Origin of the sequence: Mycobacterium sp. E3247, assembly GCF_001667785.1 — a bacterium.
GTDB lineage: Bacteria > Actinomycetota > Actinomycetes > Mycobacteriales > Mycobacteriaceae > Mycobacterium.
In genome coordinates this window covers 1-1971 of record NZ_LZJG01000431.1, presented here as the reverse complement: position 1 = coordinate 1971, position 1971 = coordinate 1, and the positions used below count along the sequence as shown (strand labels likewise).

The window sequence follows — 1971 nt, the reverse complement described above, 5'->3', positions numbered from 1 at the left end:
CTGGCCTACGAGCTGAACTACGCCGGCGCCGCCCTGGCGCGGGCGGCCGCCGACGAGTACGGCACCCCGGACAAGCCCCGCTACGTCGCCGGCGCGATCGGGCCGACCACGCGGACCGCGTCGATCTCGCCCGACGTCAACGACCCCGGGGCCCGCAACGTCTCCTACGACCAGCTGGTCGCCGCCTACCTCGAAGCCGCCAACGGCCTGGTCGACGGCGGTGCCGACCTCCTGATCGTCGAGACGATCTTCGACTCGCTCAACGCCAAGGCGGCGGTGTTCGCCGTCGAGACGCTGTTCGAGGAGCGCGGACGTCGCTGGCCGGTGATCATTTCGGGCACCATCACCGACGCGTCCGGGCGGACGTTGTCCGGTCAGGTCACCGAGGCGTTCTGGAACTCGATCCGGCACGCGAAGCCGATCGCGGTCGGCCTCAACTGCGCGCTGGGCGCGCCCGAGATGAGGCCCTACATCGCCGAGATGTCGCGGATCGCGGACACCTTCGTCTCCTGCTATCCCAACGCCGGCCTGCCCAACGCCTTCGGCGAATACGACGAGGACCCGGAGCGCCAGGCGAGCTACATCGCCGACTTCGCCGAGGCCGGTCTGGTCAACCTGGTCGGTGGCTGCTGTGGGACGGCGCCGCCGCACATCGCCGAGATCGCCAAGGTCGTCGAGGGCAAGCCGCCGCGCGAGGTCCCGAAAATCGAGGTGGCCACCCGGCTGTCGGGCCTCGAACCGCTCAACATCACCGACGATTCCCTGTTCGTGAACATCGGCGAGCGCACCAACATCACCGGTTCGGCCCGGTTCCGCAACCTGATCAAGGCCGAGGACTACGACAGCGCGCTGTCGGTCGCCCTGCAGCAGGTCGAGGTCGGTGCGCAGGTCATCGACATCAACATGGACGAGGGCATGATCGACGGCGTCGCCGCGATGGACCGGTTCACCAAGCTGGTCGCGGCCGAGCCGGACATCAGCCGCGTCCCGGTGATGATCGACTCCTCCAAGTGGGAGGTCATCGAGGCGGGCCTGAAGAACGTGCAGGGCAAGCCGATCGTCAACTCGATCTCCCTGAAGGAGGGCGAGGAGAAGTTCGTCCGCGAGGCACGGCTGTGCCGCAAGTACGGCGCCGCCGTCGTCGTGATGGCCTTCGACGAGCAGGGGCAGGCCGACAACCTGGAACGCCGCAAACAGATCTGCGGCCGCGCCTACCGGATCCTGACCGAAGAGGTCGGCTTCCCGCCCGAGGACATCATCTTCGACCCGAACTGCTTCGCGCTGGCGACCGGTATCGAGGAGCACGCGACCTACGGGATCGACTTCATCGAGGCCTGCGCCTGGATCAAGGAGAACCTCCCAGGGGTGCACATCTCCGGTGGCATCTCGAACGTGTCGTTCTCGTTCCGGGGCAACAATCCCGTCCGCGAGGCGATCCACGCGGTGTTCCTGTACCACGCCATCAAGGCCGGCCTGGACATGGGCATCGTCAATGCCGGCGCGCTGGTGCCCTACGACTCGATCGACCCCGAGCTGCGCGACCGCATCGAGGACGTCGTCCTGAACCGTCGCGAGGACGCGGCCGAACGCCTCCTGGAGATCGCCGAAAGGTTCAACAGCAAGGAAGACGCCGGCGACACGGCGGTGGCCGAGTGGCGGAGCCTCGGAGTCCGGGAGCGGATCACGCACGCCTTGGTCAAGGGGATCGACGCCCACGTCGACGCCGACACCGAGGAGTTGCGGGCCGAGATCGCCGCCGCGGGCGGCCGCCCGATCGAGGTGATCGAGGGCCCGCTGATGGACGGCATGAACGTCGTCGGTGACCTTTTCGGCTCGGGCAAGATGTTCCTGCCCCAGGTCGTGAAGTCGGCCCGGGTGATGAAGAAGGCCGTCGCATACCTGCTGCCGTTCATCGAGGCCGAGAAAGAAAGCTTGGGCGACTCTGCATCCAAGGACACCAACGGCACGATC

1 protein-coding gene is annotated in these 1971 nt (G+C 67.3%); it reads left to right on the top strand.

Annotation, left to right across the window (positions count from 1 at the left end):
* On the top strand, positions 1-1971 hold a 1971-nt coding region (gene metH / locus A9X04_RS22045; protein WP_067925033.1), incomplete at both ends, for a methionine synthase.